Annotated in this window: 16 protein-coding genes; 7 read left to right on the forward strand and 9 right to left on the reverse strand. The window is 69.6% G+C overall.

Annotated elements, in window-relative coordinates; translation table 11 throughout:
* Nucleotides 1-60 precede the first annotated feature (60 nt).
* The 5 genes from OHA58_RS24230 to OHA58_RS24250 all read right to left on the reverse strand — a co-directional run bounded on the left by OHA58_RS24230 (nucleotide 61) and on the right by OHA58_RS24250 (nucleotide 6673).
* The gene (locus OHA58_RS24230; RefSeq protein WP_405481337.1) at nucleotides 61-996 is read right to left on the reverse strand and encodes a dihydrodipicolinate synthase family protein; all 936 of its coding nucleotides are present in this window, start codon (nucleotides 994-996) and stop codon (nucleotides 61-63) included.
* A complete protein-coding gene (locus OHA58_RS24235) occupies nucleotides 993-1997 on the reverse strand; it encodes an oligopeptide/dipeptide ABC transporter ATP-binding protein (protein WP_405481339.1) in 1005 nt (334 codons plus the stop codon). The genes OHA58_RS24230 and OHA58_RS24235 overlap by 4 nt, the downstream gene beginning before the upstream one ends.
* Nucleotides 1994-3985: a dipeptide/oligopeptide/nickel ABC transporter permease/ATP-binding protein gene (locus OHA58_RS24240; protein ID WP_405481341.1), complete on the reverse strand. Its 1992-nt coding sequence runs from the start codon at nucleotides 3983-3985 to the stop codon at nucleotides 1994-1996. The genes OHA58_RS24235 and OHA58_RS24240 overlap by 4 nt, the downstream gene beginning before the upstream one ends.
* A gap of 75 nt (nucleotides 3986-4060) precedes the next feature.
* Entirely contained in the window at nucleotides 4061-5020 is a 960-nt protein-coding gene (locus tag OHA58_RS24245; RefSeq protein WP_405485138.1) for an ABC transporter permease, read from the reverse strand.
* A 30-nt stretch (nucleotides 5021-5050) separates the two neighbouring features.
* Entirely contained in the window at nucleotides 5051-6673 is a 1623-nt protein-coding gene (locus OHA58_RS24250) for an ABC transporter substrate-binding protein (RefSeq protein ID WP_405481342.1), read from the reverse strand.
* A gap of 194 nt (nucleotides 6674-6867) precedes the next feature.
* Here OHA58_RS24250 and OHA58_RS24255 point away from each other — a divergent pair, with 194 nt between their 5' ends.
* The 5 genes from OHA58_RS24255 (at nucleotide 6868) to OHA58_RS24275 (ending at nucleotide 10049) form a co-directional block, all read left to right on the forward strand.
* The gene (locus tag OHA58_RS24255) at nucleotides 6868-7611 is read left to right on the forward strand and encodes a FadR/GntR family transcriptional regulator (RefSeq protein WP_405481343.1); all 744 of its coding nucleotides are present in this window, start codon (nucleotides 6868-6870) and stop codon (nucleotides 7609-7611) included.
* A 405-nt stretch (nucleotides 7612-8016) separates the two neighbouring features.
* Nucleotides 8017-8232 (forward strand): hypothetical protein, encoded by a 216-nt coding sequence (locus OHA58_RS24260; RefSeq protein WP_389532941.1) that lies wholly within the window; start codon nucleotides 8017-8019, stop codon nucleotides 8230-8232.
* Nucleotides 8233-8290: 58 nt separating this feature from the next.
* On the forward strand, nucleotides 8291-8446 hold the full coding sequence (locus OHA58_RS24265; protein ID WP_405481345.1) for a hypothetical protein: 156 nt from the start codon (nucleotides 8291-8293) through the stop codon (nucleotides 8444-8446).
* The gene (gene recO, locus OHA58_RS24270; RefSeq protein WP_405481346.1) at nucleotides 8443-9192 is read left to right on the forward strand and encodes a DNA repair protein RecO; all 750 of its coding nucleotides are present in this window, start codon (nucleotides 8443-8445) and stop codon (nucleotides 9190-9192) included. Before OHA58_RS24265 ends, recO begins: the two co-directional genes overlap by 4 nt.
* A gap of 23 nt (nucleotides 9193-9215) precedes the next feature.
* Complete coding sequence (locus OHA58_RS24275) at nucleotides 9216-10049, forward strand: isoprenyl transferase (protein WP_405481347.1); 834 nt, start codon at nucleotides 9216-9218, stop codon at nucleotides 10047-10049.
* Nucleotides 10050-10173: 124 nt separating this feature from the next.
* Here the strand turns inward: OHA58_RS24275 and OHA58_RS24280 are convergent, their stop codons facing one another.
* From OHA58_RS24280 to OHA58_RS24295, 4 genes are read right to left on the reverse strand one after another with little or no spacing between them, the layout of a single operon-like run.
* Nucleotides 10174-10623, reverse strand: coding sequence for a Fur family transcriptional regulator (locus OHA58_RS24280; protein ID WP_405485140.1), 450 nt, complete (start codon nucleotides 10621-10623; stop codon nucleotides 10174-10176).
* Nucleotides 10624-10640: 17 nt separating this feature from the next.
* The gene (locus tag OHA58_RS24285) at nucleotides 10641-11537 is read right to left on the reverse strand and encodes a metal ABC transporter permease (protein WP_405481348.1); all 897 of its coding nucleotides are present in this window, start codon (nucleotides 11535-11537) and stop codon (nucleotides 10641-10643) included.
* A 1-nt stretch (nucleotide 11538) separates the two neighbouring features.
* Complete coding sequence (locus OHA58_RS24290; RefSeq protein WP_405481350.1) at nucleotides 11539-12321, reverse strand: metal ABC transporter ATP-binding protein; 783 nt, start codon at nucleotides 12319-12321, stop codon at nucleotides 11539-11541.
* Nucleotides 12322-12338: 17 nt separating this feature from the next.
* The gene (locus OHA58_RS24295) at nucleotides 12339-13295 is read right to left on the reverse strand and encodes a metal ABC transporter substrate-binding protein (protein WP_405481352.1); all 957 of its coding nucleotides are present in this window, start codon (nucleotides 13293-13295) and stop codon (nucleotides 12339-12341) included.
* A gap of 197 nt (nucleotides 13296-13492) precedes the next feature.
* Here OHA58_RS24295 and OHA58_RS24300 point away from each other — a divergent pair, with 197 nt between their 5' ends.
* The gene (locus OHA58_RS24300; RefSeq protein ID WP_405481353.1) at nucleotides 13493-14875 is read left to right on the forward strand and encodes a glycine--tRNA ligase; all 1383 of its coding nucleotides are present in this window, start codon (nucleotides 13493-13495) and stop codon (nucleotides 14873-14875) included.
* Nucleotides 14876-15072: 197 nt separating this feature from the next.
* Nucleotides 15073-15291, forward strand: coding sequence for a hypothetical protein (locus tag OHA58_RS24305; protein ID WP_100594289.1), 219 nt, complete (start codon nucleotides 15073-15075; stop codon nucleotides 15289-15291).
* Nucleotides 15292-15410: the final 119 nt, after the last annotated feature.

The following is a 15410-nucleotide window of genomic DNA, read 5'->3' on the forward strand; positions in this document are numbered from 1 at the left end:
GGGGCCTGGGGCAGAGCCCCAGAACTTCGGGAAGGGGCGGGCTGGGGGAGAAGAAGGCCCCTACAGCAACCCGGCCCCCGCCAAAAACTTCCCCACCCGCTCAACCTCCCCCACCGACAACGGAACCTGCGGAGCAGCCGTCACCGGACAGTCGATCACCCCCCGCAGATGAAGCGCCGCCTTGAAGGCCCCGAGCGCGGACGAACTCCCGCCCATCCGCGCCGGATCCCCCACCCGCACCATCCGGAACAGCGCACACAGCCGCTCCTGCTCGACCCGCGCCCGCTCCCGGTCACCGGCCCGGCAGTACGCGTACAGCCGCGCGTATCCGGCCGGATCGACGTTCCCGAGGCCCGGCACCACCCCGTCCGCGCCCATCGCGAGCGCCGAGTCCACGGTCAGCTCGGACCCGGTCAGGACGCTGAACCCCGTGATGTCGGCGCGGGAGCGCGCGCCGACGACGACCTCGCGGAACGCGCCCTCGTCACCGCTGGAGTCCTTGAGGCCGGCGAGCGTCCCGTCGGCGGCCAGGTCGAGGACGAGGTCGGCGCCCAGCTTGGAGTGCACCGACACCGGCAGGTCGTAGGCGAAGACGGGCAGCCCGCACCGCTGGGCCAGGAGCCGGAAGTGGCGGGCGATCTCGGCCGGGTGGGTGCGCGTGTAGAAGGGCGCCGTGGCGACGATCCCGTCCGCGCCGGCCTCCGCCGCCGTACGGGCGTGGTCGAGGACGCGCAGGGTCGCCATGTCGATCGCCCCGGCCAGGACGGGCAGCTGACCTGCGACATGACCCACGACGGTGTCGACGACCACCTTGCGGTGCCGGTCGGGCAGGAAGGCCGCCTCGCTGGAGGAGCCGAGCACGAAGAGCCCGTCGACACCCCCCGCGACGAGGTGGTCGACAAGGCGTACGAGGGATGCGACGTCCACCTCGTTGTCCGGGGTCAGGGGAGTGCAGACGGGCGGGACGACTCCGGACAGCGGGGACGGCAGGGTCATGAAACCTCCTGGACGAGTTCGTGCGTGGACTGGCCCTCGCGCACGGGATGGTGACAGCGGAACCGGTGCCCCTCACCGCCCGGCTCGAACTCCGGCATCGCCTCCGCGCACACCGCGTCGGCCTTCCAGCACCGCGTACGGAACGGGCAGCCGCTCGGCGGACGCGTCGCCGACGGTACCGGGCCGACCAGCGGGATCGGGTCGATCGGGTCGAGCAGCCCGGGTGTCGCCGAGAACAGCGCGCGGGTGTACGGGTGCCTGGCCCGGTCGAGCACGTCGTGCGACGGCGACTCCTCCACGATCCGGCCCAGATACATCGTGATCACACGGTCGCTCATGCGCCGCACCGTCTGGATGTCGTGCGAGACGAACACGAGGGCGAGACCGAGGCGTTCCTTCAGGTCGAGCAGCAGATTCAGGATCTGCGCCCGCACCGACACGTCGAGCGCGCTCGTCGGCTCGTCCGCCACGACCAGCGCGGGTTCGAGGGCGAGCGCGCGGGCGATCGCCACGCGCTGGCGCTGCCCGCCCGACAACTGCCCGGGCAGCGCCCCGGCGAGCGCGCCCGGCAGCCCGACCAGGGACATCAGCTCCCGTACGCGGTCCTCCCGCGCGGCCGGTGTGCCACGGCGGTGGACGTCGAGGGGGTCGCGCAGGATCTGGCGGACGGTCAGACGCCGGTTCAGGGCCGTCGACGGATCCTGGAAGATCATGCCGACGCCCTCGCCGACGGTGGCGCGCCGCTCGCCCGGCTTCATGGTCCACAGGTCGTGGCCGTCCACGACGACCGTGCCGGACGTCGGGCGCTGCACCCCCACGAGGACCTTGGCGAGCGTCGACTTGCCGCAGCCCGACTCGCCGACCACGCCGACCGTCTCGCCGGGCGCCACGGACAGGTCGGCGCCGGTGAGGGCGTACACCCGGTCACGGGCGAACAGGCCGCCGGAGCGGGCCCGGTGCACCACGTGGGCATCCTTCAACTCGACCACGGGATCCGTCACTTGAGAGCCTCGCTTCCCCGGGGAGCCGGAACCGTGGGCGGCGGGACCACCGCCGGATGGTGACAGGCCGACGCGTGCCGCCGGCCGCCGAGCAGGTCGGGCGCCGTCGTCCGGCACACCTCGCTCGCCATCGGGCACCGGTCGGCGAACCGGCAGCCCGCCGGGAAGTCGGCCGGCGACGGCACGACGCCCCTGATCTGCGTCAGCCGGTCCGCCGCCGTCTCCAGCGACAGGACCGAGCCGAGCAGCCCGCGCGTGTAGTGGTGGGTGGGCGCCTCGACGAGGTCCGCCGTCACGCCCGTCTCCACGATCTGCCCGCCGTACATCACGACCACCCGGTCCGTGACGTCGGCGACGAGCGCCAGGTCGTGCGAGACGAGGATCAGCGCGAAGCCCAGCTCCTCGCGCAGCCGCAGCAGCAGCTCGATGACCTGCGCCTGCACGGTCACGTCGAGCGCGGTCGTCGGCTCGTCGGCGACGATCAGCTTCGGGCTGCGCGACAGGGCCATCGCGATCAGGACGCGCTGGCGCTGGCCGCCCGACAGCTCGTGCGGATAGCTGCGCAGGGTGCGCTCGGGGTCGAGGCCGACGAGGGAGAGCAGCTCGGCCGGGGTGCGCCGGCCACCGCGGCGGACGACCTGCTTGAGCTGGGAGCGCACGGTCATCGCCGGGTTCAGGGACGACAGGGCGTCCTGGTAGATCATCGCCATGTCGTGGCCGAGGAGCCGGCGCCTGGCGCCCATCGCGCGGCCGATCAGCTCCTGGCCGTCGAAGGTGACCCGGCCGCGGATCCGCGCGCCCTTGGGTTCGAGCCCCATCACGGTCAGCGCGGTCAGCGACTTGCCGCACCCCGACTCGCCGACCAGGCCGAGCACTTCACCGGGGCGTACGTCGAACGTGATGCCGTCGACGATGTCCACGCCGCCGTGCCGCGCGTCGAAGCCGATCGCGAGATCGGTGACCTGGAGGACGGGGTCGCCCTCGGGCAGGGGCCGGGCGCGGGACCTCAGCCGGGCGGCGGCCTCGGTGAGGCCGGGCAGTTCGAGAACCTTGCCGCTGCCGGGCTTCGGCGCTTCGAGGCGGTCCGCCTCCGCGCCGGACACGTCACGCGCGGCGGGCGCGGCCCACGCGTCGGACACACCCTCGGACAGGATGTTGAGCGCGAGCACCGTGAGCAGCATCAGCAGGCCGGGGAAGACGGTCGCCCACCAGCCGCCGATGAGGACCATGTTCTTGCCGTCCGCGATGACACTGCCCCACGACGGGTCGGGCGGCCGGACCCCCGCCCCGATGAACGACAGCGACGCCTCGAAGACGATGGCCTCCGCGACCTGCACCGTGCAGAACACCAGGACCGGCGCCGCGCAGTTGACCGCCACGTGCCGCAGCACGATGTGCGGCGTGCGCGCCCCGATGACCCGCTCGGCCGTCACATAGTCCTCGCCGTACTGGTCGAGCACGTTGGCCCGTACGACACGGGCGACGGGCGGAGTGAACAGGAACGCGATCGCGCAGATCAGTACGGGGATGCCGCCGCCGAACACGGCGACGAGGACCGCCGCGAGAGCGATCCCGGGGAACGCCATCACGACGTCGAGACAGCGCATCAGCGTCTCGTCGACCGCCTTGCGCGACGTCGCCGCGATCGCGCCGAGCGCCGCGCCCACCACCAGCGCGAGCAGCGTCGCGCCGAGCCCGATGGCCAGCGACCAGCGCGCCCCGTACATCAGCCGGCTGAGGATGTCGCGGCCCAGGCTGTCCTGGCCCATCCAATGACTGCCCGACGGGTGCCCGGTGCCGTCGGTCTGCGACTGCTGGTCGAGCGGGTCGTGCGGTGCGAGCAGCGGCGCGAACAGCGCCATGAGGACGACGACCGCGACGACGGCGACCGCGATCCGGGACAGGACGGGCAGCCGGCGCAGGGAGCGCAGCCGGACACCGGGGCGGGACAGCGCCTCGGCGAGGGTTTTACGGGTTGGGGTCAGCATTTTCAGCCCCTCCGGCGTTTGAGGAGCGGGGTCCGGGGCGGAGCCCCGAGGCGTGAAACCGGCAGAGCGACGCAGTCACGACGCCCCCCTGAGCCGCGGGTTGACCATCAGATACAGGATGTCGATGGCGAGGTTGACGACGACGAACCCGACGGCCGTCGTCAGGACGACCCCCTGGACGACCGCCGGGTCACCGTTCTTCACCGCGTCGATCATCAGCTTCCCCATCCCCGGCAGGGAGAAGATCGTCTCCGTGACGACCGCCCCGCCCAGCAGATAGCCGACCCTCAGTCCGAGCACGGTCAGCGGATTGATCAGGGCGTTGCGCAGCACGTTGCGCCCCACCACGACGACCGGCGGAAGACCGCTGCCGATCGCCGTACGGACGTAGTCCTTGTCCAGCTCCTCGACCACCGCCGTACGCACGATGCGCGTCAGCTGCGCCGCGACCGGCAGGGACAGCGAGAGCGCCGGGAGCGTCATGCACTTGAGCCAGCCGGTGAAGGAGTCCGCCGGGTTGATGTAGCCGCCGGTCGGGAACCAGCCCTGCCCGACCGCCAGATACTGGATCATCAGCAGCGCCAGCCAGAACCCGGGCGCCGCCACGCCCGTCAGCGACACGACGCGGATGATCTGGTCGAGGAGCCGGTCGCGGTGGATGGCCGCCGTGACACCGAGCACCAGGGACACGACGACCGCGACCGCGAGGCCGAGGAACGTCAGTTGCAGCGTCAGCGGCAGCGCGGTGGTCACCTGGTCGACCACCGGCTGCCGGGTCAGGGCGCTGACGCCCATGTCGCCCCGGACGAGATCGCCCACGAAGTGGAAGTACCGCACGGGCAGCGGATCGAGCAGCCCGTTGCGCTCCCGGAAGTCGTGCAGCTGCTGCGGCGTCGGATTGGCGCCCTGGAAGAACGCCGACGCCGGATCGCTGTCCGAGAACCGCATCACGAGAAACACGAACAGGACGATGCCGAGCAGCAACGGCACGAGCAGGACCAGGCGGCGGCCCAGAATTCTGGCGATCACGACCACGGGCACGAACTCCCTTGCGAGAAAGCCGCGTTACGCGGGCTTGGCCTTGAGCACGTTGATCCCGGGATAGGGCTGCGCCTGCACACCGGTGATCTTCTTCGGGTCCCAGGCCGTCATCAGCTCGTTGTGCACGACCGGGTAGAGCACGGCCTGCTCGGCGACGATGTCGATGTACTCCTGGATCATCGTCTTCTTCTTCGCCGGATCCGGCTCGCGTGTGGCCTGGTCCATCAGCTTGAAGAGGTTCTTGGCGTCGGAGCTGCCCGCCCAGCGCGCGTAGCCCATCCACAGGTTCGACGGGCCGTAGTTGTAATGCATGATCAGGTCGGCGTCGAGCCCGAACTGGTTGGGGTTCGAGGCGGCCGCCACGATCTGGTAGTCCTTCTTCTGGTCCATCTTCGTGAAGACGGCCGTGGTCTCCTGCGGGTCGAGCGTGGTCTTCACGCCGATCGCGTCCCACGACGCCTTGATCGTCGGCAGACAGTCCATGATCCACGACACGTTGACGGACATCAGGGAGACCGAGAGCCCGCTGACCCCGGCGTCCTTGAGGAGCTTCTTCGCCTTCTCGGGGTCGTACTCGTACACCGTCTTCGCCGGCCGGTGGTCGGGGTTGCCCTCGTTCAGGAACGAACTCGCGCCCTTCCCGTACCCCTTGAGCGCCACCTCGATCATCTTCTGCCTGTCGATGGCGTAGTGCAGGGCCTGACGCACCCGCACGTCGTCGAACGGCTTGTGCGCGGTGTTGAACATCAGGAAGAGGTTGTTCATCCCGGCCCCGCCCTCGACGGTGAGGCCGCCCTTCTTCAGCTGCGCGATGTTGGCGTACGGGATGTTGTCCGCGATCTGCGCGTCCGCGCTGGCACCGGAGATCTTCGCGACGCGGGGTGCGGCGTCCACGATGGTCAGCCAGTTCATCTTCTTGAACGACGCCTTGCGCGGCCCGTTGTAGTCCGCGAACGCCTCGAAGGTGGTGTTCGTCTTCGGCTGGTGCGAGGTCTGCTTGTACGGGCCCGAGCCCACCGCCTTGCCCTTGGTCGCGTCGTCCCACGCGCCCGGCTTCGAGAACACGTGCTTCGGCATGATCTTGGCGAGGGTCAGCCGCGCGGCGCCGTCCGGGAACGGGAACTTGAGGACGAGCTCGACGGAGTTGTCACCCGTCTTCCTGACCTCCTTGAGCCAGCTCTCGAAGAAGCCCTTGGCGAGCGACTGCGTGCCCGGGTCGAGGATCCGGTCGAAGACGAACACCACGTCGTCCGCCGTGACGGGCTTCCCGTCGTGCCACTTGGCACCCTCGCGCAGGGTGAACTTCCAGGAGGTGGTGGCCAGTTCGGCGTCCGTCGGCACCTTCGTGGCGAGCGCCGCGTACGGCTCGCGCGTGATCGGGTCGGTGTCGAGGAGGCCCTCGTAGATGTGCTGGTTGCCGGCCATGGCGAAGGCCGACGCGGTCTGCGTCGGGTCCCAGCTTCCGTCGTTGCCGTACCCGATGACGGCGGTCAGTGAGGATCCGTCGCCCTTGCCGCCGCCCGTGTCGTTGGTGGACTTCGGCCCGGACGAACAGGCCGACAGGGAGGTGGAGATGGCAGCGGCCGCGCCGAGGGCGCCTGTGTACTTGAGGAAGGATCGGCGGCCGGTCGGCTCGTGGTCGCTCATGGTGCCTCCAGAGAGGGAGATGCGCGGGAGATCCAACGTCCTACGTCTTGGTAGCGACGTGACCATAAGAGCGCCGCGAGGGCCGGTCAAGAGATCGCGCAGAGAAGCCCGGAGGGAAGCCCGGAGAGCTCCGGGCGCCGGGCGGGAAGAAGTTTGGTCCCGACATGGGACGTGGGACGTCTGCTGCGCCTACGATGCGGCGCATGTCTGAGGAGCCCAGGAACCCGGCGATACGGCACCGCCGCGTCAGCCAGCAGGTACAGCGCGCGGTCACACAGCTCATCCTGGACGCAGGGCTGCGGCCCGGCGAACTGCTGCCCACCGAAGCCGAGTTGATGGAGTCGCTCGGCGTCAGCAGAAACTCCGTACGCGAGTCCCTCAAAGCCCTCCAGGCACTCGACATCGTCGAGATCAGACACGGCTACGGCACCTACGTCGGCCAGGCCTCCCTCACCCCGCTCGCCGACGGCCTCACCTTCCGCACCCTGCTGCGGCCCGCCTCCGACGCGCACGCCCTCGCCGAGATCCTCCAGGTCCGCGAGATCCTCGAGGAAGGCCTGATCCGCAGGGTCGCCGCGGCCCCGCTCCCGCCCGAGATCCTCGACCGGCTCGACGACATCGTCCGGAAGATGGCCGCCGCGGGCCAGGTCGACGAACCCTTCGCCGACCTCGACAGGGACTTCCACGAAACCCTCTACCGCTCGCTGGGCAACGAGCTGATCCCGCAGCTCCTCGGCGCGTTCTGGAACGTCTTCGACCGCGTCGCCGGCGCGCGCTCCTGGTCCAGCGACCCCGACCCCGACGTCACCGTCAGCCGCCACCGCGACATCGTCACGGCCCTGCGCGCCCAGGACGCGGCCGGCGCGCAGCGGGCCATGGCGCATCACTTCCGGGGCATCGAGGCGCGCGCGGAACAGGAGACGAGAGGCGTCGAGTGAGCGCGCTGGATTTCTGTGGAGTTACGCGCGCGCATTCCCCCGGATTCAAACAGCATCGAGCATCCCCCGTTCCGAATGGGGTGTTCGAATTCGCCCTCGTTACATAGAGCCCAGAGGTCCTTCCCACTCTAATTGGCACGCGTACCCGCCGGTGCGGGAAGCGTGAAATTCGACGGCGGCGGGGAGCCACCTGACGTGGGCGGAACGGCGGTTCGGGCACGTGGTCCCGGGCGCGGGAAGAGCTGGGCGAATACCCGCAGCGGAGGTCGGGAATTGCCTCTCGCGTCACCCCGCTGACGATTCAGCGCCACGTCCCGTGTCTGCTCGTGGAATGGGGCCGTTGTTTCGGTTGACGCCGCCGCCCGCCGGGAAACGCACGGACCGTATGGACAGGAGCCAACGCCGATGAAGCCGCCAATCGGTTCTTACGCCGTCGACATCAGCACCGGACAGGTGGGCCGGGTCATGGGGCACGAGGGTCCGTACGTTCAGCTCCGGCCCTTCGGAGGCGGCCGCGAATGGGACTGCGCCCCGGACACGCTGCGGGTGGCGACGACCTCCGAGCGGCTGCGGGCGGCAACCGCCTATGCGAACGCCAGGAGCCGCGGCGAGGTCCCCTGACCCCACCCCTTCACAGGTCCCCCGACTCCACCCCTGCGGCGTAAGCGAGAATGGGCCCATGAGCCTGTTCCGCGATGACGGCATCGTGCTGCGCACCCAGAAGCTGGGTGAAGCGGACCGCATCATGCTGTTTTCTCCCGGGGGGCACTGCGCCCATGTGCGGCTGCGCCGCGGGCCGTACCCCCGGCCGGAACCCCGCGGGGGCGTGCGATGAGCCTGTTCCGCGACGACGGCATCGTGCTGCGCACCCAGAAGCTGGGTGAAGCGGACCGCATCATCACGCTGCTCACCCGCAATCACGGGCGCGTGCGCGCCGTGGCGCGCGGTGTGCGGCGCACCAAGTCCAAGTTCGGCGCCCGGCTCGAACCCTTCTCCCACGTCGACGTGCAGTTCTTCGCGCGGGGCAGCGAGCTGATCGGGCGCGGGCTGCCCCTGTGCACCCAGAGCGAGACCATCGCCCCCTACGGCGGCGGTATCGTCAGCGACTACGCCCGCTACACTGCCGGCACCGCCATGCTGGAGACCGCCGAGCGCTTCACCGACCACGAGGGCGAGCCGGCCGTCCAGCAGTACCTGCTCCTGGTGGGCGGACTGCGGACCCTCTCCAGAGGCGAGCACGAACCCCACCTCGTCCTCGACGCCTTCCTGCTGCGCTCCCTCGCCGTGAACGGCTACGCCCCGAGTTTCGGCGACTGCGCCAAGTGCGGCCTCCCGGGCCCCAACCGCTTCTTCTCCGTCGGCGCGGGCGGCTCGGTTTGCGTCGACTGCCGGGTACCGGGCAGCGTCGTACCCTCACCGCAGGCCCTCGTCCTCCTCGGTGCGCTGCTGACCGGCGACTGGGAGACGGCGGACGCGTGCGAGGCACGCTACGTGAGAGAGGGCAGTGGACTGGTGTCGGCGTATCTGCACTGGCACCTGGAGCGCGGACTGCGCTCCCTGCGTTACGTAGAGAAAAGCTAGAACTGAGCTAGGGGAGAGCCCACATGGCACGTCGCGGAATCCTCGGACGGTCCCGCCGTGAGTACAAGACGCCCGAACCGCACCCGACGGGCGCGCGGCCGCCGAAGATCCCCGGCGAGCTGGTGCCGGAGCACGTCGCCATCGTGATGGACGGCAACGGCCGGTGGGCGAAGGAGCGCGGGCTGCCGCGCACAGAGGGCCACAAGGTCGGCGCCGAGCGGGTCATGGACGTCCTCCAGGGCGCGATCGAGATGGGCGTCGGAGCGATCTCGCTCTATGCCTTCTCCACGGAGAACTGGAAGCGCTCACCCGACGAGGTCCGCTTCCTCATGAACTTCAACCGCGACTTCATCCGCAAGACCCGCGACCAGCTCGACGAGCTGGGCGTACGGGTGCGCTGGGTGGGCCGCATGCCCAAGCTGTGGAAATCGGTCGCCCATGAGCTGGAGATCTCCCAGGAGCAGACCAAGGGCAACGACAAGCTGACCCTCTACTTCTGCATGAACTACGGCGGCCGCGCCGAGATCGCCGACGCCGCGCAGGCCATCGCCGAGGACGTGAAGGCGGGCCGCCTCGACCCGTCGAAGGTCAGCGAGAAGACCTTCGCGAAGTACCTCTACTACCCGGACATGCCGGACGTCGACCTGTTCCTGCGCCCCAGCGGCGAGCAGCGCACCTCCAACTACCTGCTGTGGCAGAGCGCTTACGCCGAAATGGTCTTCCAGGACGTCCTGTGGCCCGACTTCGACCGCCGCGACCTGTGGCGCGCCTGCGTCGAATACGCCTCCCGAGACCGCCGCTTCGGCGGCGCCACCCCGAACGAGGTCCTCCAGCAACTGGAGAACAGCGGCAAGTAGCCCAAGGCCCCGCGCCCCCGAAGGGGCGCGGGGAACTGCGCGAGGACGGACCGGGGTCTGTAGACCGCGAAACAGCCCGACCAGGCAGACGACCACGGGACGCGGGCGCAGCCCGCGACAGGGCTCAGTCAGAAGTGGCAGCGCACTCCGCGCAAGTACCAAAGATCTCCACCGTGTGCGCCACATTCACGTACCCGTGCTCCGCGGCGATCGCCTCGGCCCACTTCTCCACGGCCGGCCCCTCGACCTCGACGGCCTTGCCGCACACCCGGCACACCAGGTGATGGTGGTGCTCACCGGACGAGCACCGCCGGTACACCGCCTCGCCGTCCGACGTGCGCAGTACATCGACCTCGCCCGCGTCGGCGAGGGACTGCAGGGTGCGGTAGACGGTCGTCAGACCCACCGAGTCACCCTTGTGCTTGAGGACGTCGTGGAGCTCCTGGGCACTGCGGAACTCGTCCACCTCGTCGAGCGCCGCCGCCACGGCCGCACGCTGGCGGGTCGACCTGCCTCGAACCGGGGCTCCCACTGTTGCCTCCTCGGATTTACTGCCGGCGGCCCATTGTGCCAGGCCGCACGGTGCCCGGGTCAGACCTCGGCCCCGGCCTGACCGGGGATCCGGCCTGGAATCGCGCACTCCGCCGGGTCACCGGCCGCGCTCGCCGCCGCCCGCGCCCTGCGCCTGGCCAGCGGAGTGGCGATCAGGCTGAAGACGATGAACGCCGCGATGGTCAGCAGCACGATCGTCGCGCCGGGCGGGATCTCGACGTAGTAGTTGGTGATGGTGCCGCCCAGCGTAGTGGTGACGCCGATGGCGACGGCGATCGCGAACGTCGCCGCGAAGCTCCGCGTCAGCTGCTGCGCCGCTGCCACCGGGACCACCATCAGCGCGGACACCAGGAGCAGACCCACGACGCGCATCGCGACGGTGACGGTCGCCGCCGCGGTCACCGCGACGAGCAGGTTCAGGACGCGCACCGGCAAGCCGGTGACCCGGGCGAACTCCTCGTCCTGGCTGATCGCGAACAGCTGCCGGCGCAGACCGATCGTGACCACGGCGACGAATCCGGCGAGGACGCAGATCGACACGAGGTCGCTCTGCGAGACCGTCGACAGCGAGCCGAAGAGATAACTCTGCAGGTTCGCCGTGGAACCGCCCGGGGCGAGGTTGATCAGCATCACGCCGCCCGCCATACCCCCGTAGAAGAGCATCGCGAGCGCGATGTCGCCGCGCGTCTTCCCGTACCAGCGGATCAGCTCCATGATCACCACGCCGACCACGGAGACGGCCATCGCCATCCACACGGGCGACGTGGACAGCAGGAAGCCGAGGCCGACGCCCGTCATCGCGACATGGCCGATGCCGTCACCCATCAGGGCCTGCCGGCGCTGGACGAGATAGATGCCGATCGCGGGGGCGGTGATGCCCACCAGGACCGCGGCGAGCAGGGCCCGCTGCATGAAGGCGGAGTCGAGGAATTCCATGTCAGCTCAGCAGTCCTGTGCGTACGGGGGTGAGATCCGAGGTGTGCGGGTGGACGTGGTCGTGGCCCGGCAGCGCGTGCTGGCCGACCGCCTCCGGGGGCGGCCCGTCGTGCAGGACGCAGCCGTCGCGCAGCACGACCGCACGGTCGATCAGCGGCTCCAGCGGGCCCAGCTCATGCAGGACGAGCAGCACGGACGCGCCGGCCTCGACCTGCGCCCGCAGCGTCTTCGCGAGGATCTCCTGGCTCGCCAGGTCGACGCCCGCCATCGGCTCGTCCATGATCAGCAGCTCGGGCTCGCAGGCCAGGGCGCGCGCGATGAGGACGCGCTGGTGCTGGCCGCCGGAGAGCGCGTCCACCGAGTCCTTGGCACGGTCGGCCATCCCGACCAGGTCCAGCGCCCGGCGCACCGCCTCACGGTCCGCCTTGCGCAGCAGACCGAAGCGCGCCCGCGACAGCCGCCCCGAGGACACGACCTCGGTGACCGTGGCCGGCACCCCGCCCGCGGCGGTCGTCCGCTGCGGCACGTAACCGACCCGCGCCCAGTCCCGGAACCGCCGACGCGGCGTACCGAAGATCTCGACCTCGCCGCCGCTGACGGGCACCTGGCCGATCACGGTGCGCACGGCCGTCGACTTGCCCGAACCGTTGGCGCCGAGCAGGGCCACGACCTCACCGCGGCGCACGGTCAGGTCGATGCCGCGCAGCACGGGACGCGAGCCGAGCTCGGCCGTCACGCTGCGCAGGGCTATGACGGGCTCGCCGGCCTTCACCGATGCGTCCATGCCGCTGTCCTCCGTGGTCACTTGGCGCCGAGCGCCGTCTGCAGGGCCTTCAGGTTCGACTCCATGACCTGGATGTAGTCGTCGCCCTTGGACTTGTCGGTGATGCCCTCGAGCGGGTCGAGCACATCGGTCTTGAGGCCCGCGTCGCCCGCGACGGTCTTCGCCGTCCTGTCGCTGACGAGGGTCTCGTAGAAGACCGTGGTCGCTCCGTCGGCCTTCGCCATGTTCTGGAGGTCCTTCACACGCGCCGCGCTGGGCTCGCTCTCCGGGTCGAGACCGCTGATGGCCTCCTCGGTGAGCCCGTACCGCTCGGCGAGATAGCCGAAGGCCGCGTGGGTCGTGATGAACACCTTCGAATCGGTGTTCTTCAGCCCGTCCTCGAACCGCGTGTTCAGCCCGTCGAGCTTGCCGACCAGCGCCGCGGTGTTCTTCTTGTACGCCGCCGCGTGATCCGGGTCGGCCTTCTCGAAGGCCTTGCCCACACCCTCGGCGACCTCGGCGTACTTCACCGGGTCCAGCCAGATGTGCGGATCCCGGCCGCCCTCGCCGCCGTGCTCGTGGTCGTGCTCCTCGGCGTGCCCGCCGACCTCGGTGCCGTGCTTCTCCAGATGCGTCAGGGAGGCGGCATCGACCTTGGTCTTGATCCCGGACTGCTGTATCGCGTCGTCGACGGCCGGCTGGAGGCCCTTGAGATAGAGGGCGACACCCGCGTCCTGGAGCTGCGCGGTCTGCTTGGCGCTGATCTCCAGGTCGTGCGGCTCCTGGCCGGGCTTGGTCAGATTGGTGACGGCGACGTGGTCCCCGCCGATCTGCTCCGCGAGGTACTGCATCGGATAGAACGACGCCACCACCGCGAGCTTGCCGTCGCTGTTCCTGCTGTCACCCGAGGAGGCGGAGCAGGCTGACAGGGCCGTGATGCCGAGCACGGTGGCGGAGGCGACAGCGGCGGTGGGTATGAGGCGTCGTACGTTCATGACACTCATTTTCAACAAATCTGGAAACGATTGTCAACAAGCTGTCGCCGCGATCACACCGAAACGGGCATCCCACCCCAGCCCGGGCTCCGGACCCCCAACCGATTTGATCCGGAGCCCCACGCCGCCGGTAACCTGAAGCATTCGCATTCGCTCTGAAGCAGCAGCTTCGTCGTCGTCGTAATGAAGAGAGCACCGTGGCCGCCGACAAGATCGACACCATCGTCAGCCTCAGCAAGCGCCGTGGCTTCGTCTACCCGTGCAGCGAGATCTACGGCGGCCAGCGTGCCGCCTGGGACTACGGGCCGCTGGGCGTAGAGCTGAAGGAAAACCTCAAGCGCCAGTGGTGGCGCTACATGGTCACCTCGCGCGAGGACGTCGTCGGCATCGACTCGTCGGTGATCCTGGCGACCGAGGTCTGGCAGGCCTCCGGTCACGTCGCCACGTTCACCGACCCGCTCACCGAGTGCACCTCCTGCCACAAGCGGTACCGCGCGGACCACCTTGAAGAGGCGTACGAGGCCAAGCACGGCAAGCTGCCGGAGAACGGCCTCGCCGACCTCAACTGCCCCAACTGCGGCAACAAGGGCACCTTCACCGAGCCCAAGCAGTTCTCGGGCCTGCTCTCCACGCACCTCGGCCCCACGCAGGACAGCGGCTCCATCGCCTACCTGCGCCCCGAGACCGCCCAGGGCATCTTCACCAACTTCGCCAGCGTCCAGCAGACCTCGCGCCGCAAGCCGCCGTTCGGCATCGCCCAGATGGGCAAGAGCTTCCGCAACGAGATCACGCCCGGCAACTTCATCTTCCGCACCCGCGAGTTCGAGCAGATGGAGATGGAATTCTTCGTCAAGCCGGGCGAGGACGAGAAGTGGCAGGAGTACTGGATGGAGCAGCGCTGGAACTGGTACACCGGCCTCGGCATGCGCGAGGAGAACATGCGCTGGTTCGAGCACCCGGCGGAGAAGCTCTCCCACTACTCCAAGCGCACCGCTGACATCGAGTACCGCTTCCGCTTCGGCGGAAACGAGTGGGGCGAGCTCGAGGGCGTCGCCAACCGCACGGACTACGACCTCTCCGCGCACTCCAAGGCCTCCGGCCAGGACCTCTCCTACTTCGACCAGGAAGCCGGCGAGCGCTACACCCCGTACGTCATCGAGCCCGCCGCGGGTGTCGGCCGCTCCATGCTCGCCTTCATGCTCGACGCCTACGTCGAGGACGAGGCGCCCAACGCCAAGGGCAAGATGGAGAAGCGCACCGTCATGCGCTTCGATCACCGCCTCGCCCCGGTCAAGGTCGCGGTCCTGCCCCTGTCCCGCAACCCGGAGCTGTCCCCGAAGGCCAAGGGACTCGCCACCGCGCTGCGCCAGAACTGGAACATCGACTTCGACGACGCGGGCGCCATCGGCCGCCGCTACCGCCGCCAGGACGAGATCGGTACGCCGTACTGCGTCACCGTCGACTTCGACACCCTCGACGACAACGCCGTCACGGTTCGCGAGCGCGACACCATGAAGCAGGAGCGTGTCTCCCTCGACCAGATCGAGGGCTACCTGGCGACGCGCCTCGTCGGCTGCTGATCACCCCTCGGGGACCGGGCACCACAGAAGCGGCCCAGGAGCGTGCACATCGCGCTCCTGGGCCGCTTCCGTCGTCCCCGGGCGGCCGCGGACGCCGGCGAGACGCACAACGCACCACAGAAACCCCCCTGTTGATATTGCTCTTGCTGCACACTCCTTGCGGAACGCGCGCTCACAGGGGCCGCGAAGGAGGCGTCATGCTGCCGAACACCACCACGAGCAAGGTCAGCCGCTGGGACCAGCACGGCCGGGAGCACACGGTGCGGGTACAGCGCTCGGGCCCGCGCCGCACCATCAGATGCGACACCTGCGGCTGGCGAAAACCCGCCCAGTTCCTGCCCTGGCTCAAGGCCGAGGAGCACCTCGCCCAGGAGCACCAGGCGACGGTGGACCCGTCGGCCCAGGGGCCCCAGTAGGGCCGAATTGACACGGGGCCCGGAGATCTCTAGAGTCCTCCGAGTTGTCACCCGGCCAGTCGGCCCCGCGACAGCACCTCCGCCGCTCAAGCGGCACCCAAACAAGCAGCACGATCTCC

The organism is Streptomyces sp. NBC_00009 (assembly GCF_045040855.1).
In the GTDB taxonomy this organism is placed as follows: Bacteria; Actinomycetota; Actinomycetes; order Streptomycetales; family Streptomycetaceae; genus Streptomyces; species Streptomyces aureus.